Raw genomic sequence first — 6,012 nt, 5'->3', positions numbered from 1 at the left:
GGTGGGCCCCCGCGGGCACCCCCATCCCGACCGACGCCAACACGCCCCTCGACGACGCCTTCGTCTGCGTCGGCTACATCTCGGAGGACGGCATCACCAACGCAGTGGACACCGGCACCACCGACGTCAACGACATGGGCGGCGTCAAGGTGCTCTCCGAAATCAGCTCCTACGGCGAGACCTACCAGTTCAGCATGCTGGAGCTCAACGAGCACTCCGCCAAGCTGCGCTACGGCGCCGGCAACGTCACCGCCGGCGAGGACGGCACCCTGACCATCAACCACAGCATGCCGACCGGCGAAAGCGTCGTCATGGTGCTCGAAATCCTCATGACCGGCAACAAGGTCAAGCGCATCGTCATCGCCGACGCGACCGTGAACGCCTACGGCGACACCTCCTACAGCGCCGGCGACGCGATCATGTACGACGTGACCATGGCCGCGAACCCGTCCGAACTGCTCGACGGCGCCTCGTCCCGCGAATACGTCGCCGCCATCGCCAACCCGGTCGCCGTCGAGACCGTCACGCTGTCCAAGACGACAAGCGACGGCGAGGCCGGCACCACCGACACCGTCGAGGTCTCCTACGAGCCCGCCGACGCCACCGACGCGCTCGTCAAGGCCGTCTCCGACAACGAGACCATCGCATCCGTGTCCGTCAAGGACAAGACGCTGACCATCACCCGCAAGGCCGAAGGCAAGGCCACCATCACCGTCACCGTCGGCGGCAAGACCGCCCAGATCACCGTCACGGTGACCGCCAAGGCCGGTGCCTGATGGCAAAGCCACTCACCTTCACCCTCGAAAACCAAGACGATGACGGCGACGTCCAGAAATCCCTAGGACAGCGCTGCCGCATCGTCATGGAGGACGGTACGTCAATCAAGGCGTACATCGACAGAGTCGCCGGCGGCGGCGCATCCATCACCGTCGCCAGCCTCGAAGAGATAGACAAGCTCTTCGAGTCCACCACAACCACCAAGGAGGTATAAATGGCCGACAAGATCGTCACCCTCGACGGCCTGTCCCGCTTCAAGACGAAGCAGGACACGGCCAACGAGGCCAAATTCGCCCTCAAGGGCGAAGGCGGCGGCATCGCCACGGCCGACAAGGCCGGCATCGTCAAGCCCGGAGCGGACTTCGACATCGCCGACGACGGCACCATCACGCTCTACAGCAAGATCGCCGTCACGTCGTTCACCGCCAGCCCCGCACAGGCCGAACGCGGCGCCACCGTCGCGGACGTCACCCTCGCATGGGCCGTCAACAAGACGCCGACCGCGCTCACCCTCGACAAGGACGCGCAGGACGTCGCCAGCAAGGGCACCACCCTCAAGGGCGTCAACCTGACCGCGAACAAGACGTGGACCCTGACCGCCACCGACGCGCGCAAGGCATCCTCGTCCAAGACCGCGGGCGTCACGTTCTACGACACCCGCCGCTGGGGCGTGGCCGCCAGCCTCGACGCCGCCGGAGTGACCGACGAGATCGTCAACGGCTTCACCGGCGAGTTCGCCACCAACCGCGCCAAGACGTTCACCGTCAACGCAGCGGCCGGCCAGCACATCTACTACGCCTTCCCCGCCTCATGGGGCACCCCGACCTTCAAGGTCGGCGGCTTCGAGGGCGGCTTCAGCCTGCTGACCACGTTCGACCACACCAACGCCAGCGGCGCGACCGTGTCCTACGTCGTCTACAAATCCACCAACGCCGGTCTCGGCAACACCACCGTGGAGGTGAGCTGAAATGGCAATCGAACTGATCGACACCCTCGCTCCGAAGAACAACGGCACGTTCCCGATGGTCAACGCCAAGGACGTGGACGTGGACGGCACCCGCCTGCCCAAGAAGCTCGAAGAGCTCGCCGCCGCGGCCGGAGCCATCGAATCCGCCACCGAAGAGGACATCAACAACCTCTTCACCACCACCACAACCAAGTAAAGGAACCATCATGGCAACCAAATTCATCAACCTCGACAACCTCGGCGCCTTCCTCGCGAAGCTCAAGACGCTGTTCACGACCACCGAGGCCGCCACCACGATCGCCAACACCGCGGCCGGCACCGCCCGCACCGGCGCCGTCGACGACGTCAAGAAGCTCGGTTACCAGACCGCCGACGACGTGGACGCGGCCGTCACCGCGAAGGGCTACCAGACCGCCGATGACGTGACCAAGACCCTCGACGGCAGGGGCTACCAGACCGCCGAACAGGTCGAGACCGCTATCACCGGCAAGGGCTACGACACCGCCACGTCCGTCGACAAGAAGGTCTCCGACGCCAAGACCGCGCTTCAGGACCAGATCACCGCGGCGGTCACCAGTGTCTACAACGCCAAGGGCTCGTCCGCGTTCGCAGACCTGCCCGCCGTCGCGGACGCCAAGAAGGGCGACGTGTACAACATCACGGACGCCTTCACGACCACCGCGGACTTCGTCGAGGGCGCCGGCAAGAACCTGCCCGCCGGCACCAACATCATGTGCGTCGAGGTCACCACCGGCGAAGGCGACGCGGCCACCACCTCCAACAAGTGGGACGCCGCCGCGGGCATGACCGACCTGTCCGGCTACTACCAGAAGACCGATCTGGTGGCCGCCACCAACGACGAGATCGACGCGCTCTTCGCCTGATAGGAGGGCGTCATGGCCGAGAAATTCGTCACGCTCGACGGACTGGCGCGCGCCGTCAACAACCTGAAAACAGGTGGCGGCACCATCGGCGGCTTCAAGTCGCTGAACCTGACCGTCACCGCCGACGAGCTAGCCGAGCAGCCGGTCACCAAGCCGGTGGCCGGCCTCGGCTCCCTCAACCTCGTCGCCCCCATCCCGGACGACGACAACATCGCCGCGTGGAACGAATCCACGATCACCGTCAAGGACCACGACGACGACACCAGCATCCCCGCCGGCTCGCTGCGCTTCACCTGCATAGCCGAACCAAGCGAGGACATCAAGGTGCGCATCATCGTGCTCGCCTGACATCCCGACACCGAAAAGCCCCGTCACTTTGGCGGGGCTTTTCCCATATCCCCCGAAAGGAACCCCGCAATGACCGCGAAGACCCCGCAGGACCACAAGCTCCCCAAAACCAGCCCCAAGACCGCCATCATCCACGGCGTCCACCTCACCGTCGACCCCGACCTGTTCGACGACCTCGACATGCTCGAATGGCTCTACGACATCCAGAACGCCAACAACGGCGGCGACGCGCTCGCCGTGGTCCCGTTCCTGCGCAAAATCTGCGGCCCAGCATGGCCCCAGATCAAGACCGCGCTGCGCGACCCCGACACCGGGCGAATCCCCATGACCGCGGTCACCGACTTCATCGGCGACCTCATGAACCAGATCGCCCCAAACTCGTGAAGCTCGTAGCCATGCTGGCGAAATCGCCAGACGCGCTACGAGCCGACTTCCAACGCTTCTACAACCTCGACCTCGACGAGGTCGGCCACACCGTCCGCCCCATGCGGGCCGCCGACCTCGCCGCATGGCTGCCCGACGACGCACGCATCTGGGGACAATTCGACCCCCGCGCCCAATGGGGCACCATGCGCCAGCTCGTCGCCAACGTCGCCGACAGCGTCAACTTCCTCGCATGGACCAAAACCAATGAAGCAGCACGCAAGGGCGCCCGCTGGAAAAACCAGATACAACGCCCCGGCACGAACCAAACCCCCAAAACCACCATCACCGGCACGGCCACCACCATCGACGATCTACGCCGACGGCTCGCCATGCCCAGAACATAGAAAGGCCAGCCCATGGCAATCAAGATCGCACAGGCCGTCGTCCAGATCGTGCCGTCGATGGAGGGCGTGGGCACAGCCATCAAGGACGCCTTCGGCCAAGCCGGCGACAGCGCCGGCAAGGCCGCGGGCCAGAAGATCGGCACTGGATTCACCAAGGGCTTCGACTCGAAACTCGGCGACATCCCCTCCGACGCCAACAAAGCCATCGACAAGGCCGCCGACGGGGGCGACACCGCAGGACAGAAGGCCGGCCTGTCGTTCTCCGAAGCGTTCAAGAAAGGCATCAGCGCCGCCGGAGACGCCCTCGAAGGCATCAAAGGCAAAATCAAGGACTTCGCCGGCAGCATCGGCGGCATCCTCGCCGGCGCCGGCATCGGCACCGTCGTCGCCAGCGCCATCAGCAGCGGCCTCGACCAAGCCAACCTAGCCGGCACCCTCAAAGCCAAGCTCGGCGACACCAAAGCCGCAGCCGACGCCGCCAAGATCGCCGGCAGCGTCTACGCCGAAGGCTGGGGCGAAAGCCTCGACGAAGTCGCCGACGCCACCACCGCCCTCATGCAGCAGCTCGGCCAAGTCGACAAAAGCGCCGACTTCACCGCCCTCACCAGCCAAGCCATGGCGCTCGCCAACACGTTCGAACAGGACGTGGGCGGCATGGCCACCGCCGCCGGCCAGATGATCAAGACCGGCATGGTCGACAACGCTCAGGAAGCGTTCGACGTGCTCACCGTCGGCTTCCAATCCGGCGCGAACATGGCCGACGACCTGCTCGACACGTTCACCGAATACCCCGTCCAATTCCAGAAGCTCGGCCTCGACGGCAAGACCGCCATGGGCCTGATCAACCAAGGCCTGCAAGCCGGCGCCCGCAACGCCGACCTCGTCGCCGACGCCATCAAGGAGTTCAGCATCCGCGCCGTCGACGGCTCCGACACCACCAAACAGGGATTCGAAGCCCTCGGCCTGAGCGCCGACGAAATGGCCGAGAAATTCGGCCAAGGCGGCAAAACCGCAAGCGACGCCTTCGAACTCGTCCTCCAGAAACTCTCCGGCATCGAAGACCCCGTCCAACGCAGCGCCGCAGCCGTCAACCTCTTCGGCACCCAAGCCGAAGACCTCGGCAACGCGCTCTACGCGCTCGACCCCAGCACCGCCGTAGCCGCCCTCGGCCAGATCGACGGAGCCGCCCAGAAAGCCGCCGACAACTCGCAGAACCTCGAAATGACATGGCAGAAATTCGTCCGCCAAGTCACCACCAGCGCCGGCGGCGAGCTCGTGCCCGCCATCGAATCCGCCACCGCGCTCGTCTCCGCGAACAGCGAACAGATGGGCCAGACCGTCAGCACCCTCGTCGGCGTGCTCGGCAAACTCGTCGCCGGATTCGTCAACCTGCCCCAGCCCGTACAGGTCGCAGCCGCCAGCATGGCGCTCTTCGGAAGCAAGGCCACCGGCATCATCTCCGCGGCCACCGCCGCCGGCAACGCCATCGGCGCACTCACCAAAACCCTCGGCTCCACGAACACCGGCTCCAACATGTTCCAGTCCATCACCAACGGACTGAAAACCTTCATGTCCAACGCCGGCGGCCTCACTGGAGCCTCCAACACCATCAAAACCGCACTCACCGGCATCGGCACCGCGTTCAAGACCCTCGGCACCGCGATGAAAGCCAACCCCTTCGCCATCTTCATCACCGCCGTCGCAGCCCTTGGCGCCGCCCTCGCCGTGTTCTTCACCCAAACCGAAACCGGACGAGCCGCATGGCAGGCCCTCACCAGCTACCTGCAACCCCTCTGGCAAAGCGTCCAATCCGCATGGAGCGCCGCGCTACCGGCAATCCAACAACTCGTCCAAAGCCTCGGCGACACCATCGGCAACATCGTCAAGGCCATCGGACCCGCGCTCGCCGACTTCGGCTCCAACGTCTCGACGGCGTTCGGTGGTCTGATCACCGCCGTCGGCCCAGCCTTGGCGAGCTTCGGGCAGACAATCGCCGGTACGTTCACGAACGTCGTGACCGCAGCCGCGCCCATCCTGCGCCAACTGCTCAACGTCGCCCAGCAGGCATTCAACGGGCTCGCCCAAGCGGCCGCCCCTGTCATGGAGACGTTCGCCCAGATGGCCCCGCTGCTCATCGCCCCGATCGTCGCGCAACTGCCTGCCCTCTCGCAGGCGTTCGCCCAGCTCGGAGAAGCGCTCGTGGCCGTCGGGCAGCAGAGCGCGCCGTCAATCCGCCTGCTCATGGACACGATCGCGCAGGCCGCGG

General features: G+C 65.6%; 9 protein-coding genes. All 9 read left to right on the top strand.

Going from position 1 to position 6,012, the window contains the following annotated elements; translation table 11 throughout:
- Positions 1–776: Ig-like domain-containing protein (locus tag JS533_RS13225; protein ID WP_241515244.1), on the top strand; the 776-nt coding region annotated here is incomplete at its 5' end.
- Positions 776–991 carry a hypothetical protein gene (locus tag JS533_RS13220; RefSeq protein ID WP_214358836.1) on the top strand — a complete coding sequence of 72 codons (216 nt, stop codon included), beginning with the start codon at positions 776–778 and terminating at the stop codon, positions 989–991. The genes JS533_RS13225 and JS533_RS13220, both read left to right, overlap by 1 nt.
- Positions 992–1,744 carry a hypothetical protein gene (locus JS533_RS13215; RefSeq protein WP_241515243.1) on the top strand — a complete coding sequence of 251 codons (753 nt, stop codon included), beginning with the start codon at positions 992–994 and terminating at the stop codon, positions 1,742–1,744.
- 1 nt (position 1,745) lies between these two features.
- A complete protein-coding gene (locus JS533_RS13210) occupies positions 1,746–1,940 on the top strand; it encodes a hypothetical protein (RefSeq protein WP_241515241.1) in 195 nt (64 codons plus the stop codon).
- 10 nt (positions 1,941–1,950) lie between these two features.
- Complete coding sequence (locus tag JS533_RS13205) at positions 1,951–2,628, top strand: hypothetical protein (RefSeq protein ID WP_241515239.1); 678 nt, start codon at positions 1,951–1,953, stop codon at positions 2,626–2,628.
- A 12-nt stretch (positions 2,629–2,640) separates the two neighbouring features.
- Complete coding sequence (locus JS533_RS13200; protein ID WP_241515237.1) at positions 2,641–2,976, top strand: hypothetical protein; 336 nt, start codon at positions 2,641–2,643, stop codon at positions 2,974–2,976.
- A 69-nt stretch (positions 2,977–3,045) separates the two neighbouring features.
- Entirely contained in the window at positions 3,046–3,360 is a 315-nt protein-coding gene (locus tag JS533_RS13195) for a hypothetical protein (RefSeq protein WP_241515235.1), read from the top strand.
- An 11-nt stretch (positions 3,361–3,371) separates the two neighbouring features.
- Positions 3,372–3,746, top strand: coding sequence for a DUF5361 domain-containing protein (locus JS533_RS13190; RefSeq protein ID WP_241515233.1), 375 nt, complete (start codon positions 3,372–3,374; stop codon positions 3,744–3,746).
- A gap of 12 nt (positions 3,747–3,758) precedes the next feature.
- A partial coding sequence (locus JS533_RS13185) for a phage tail tape measure protein (protein ID WP_241515231.1) occupies positions 3,759–6,012 on the top strand: 2,254 nt, incomplete at its 3' end.

Source organism: Bifidobacterium amazonense (assembly GCF_018555435.2).
GTDB lineage: Bacteria > Actinomycetota > Actinomycetes > Actinomycetales > Bifidobacteriaceae > Bifidobacterium > Bifidobacterium amazonense.
Note: the sequence above shows the minus strand (reverse complement) of the source record. Positions and strands in the feature narration are given on the sequence as shown.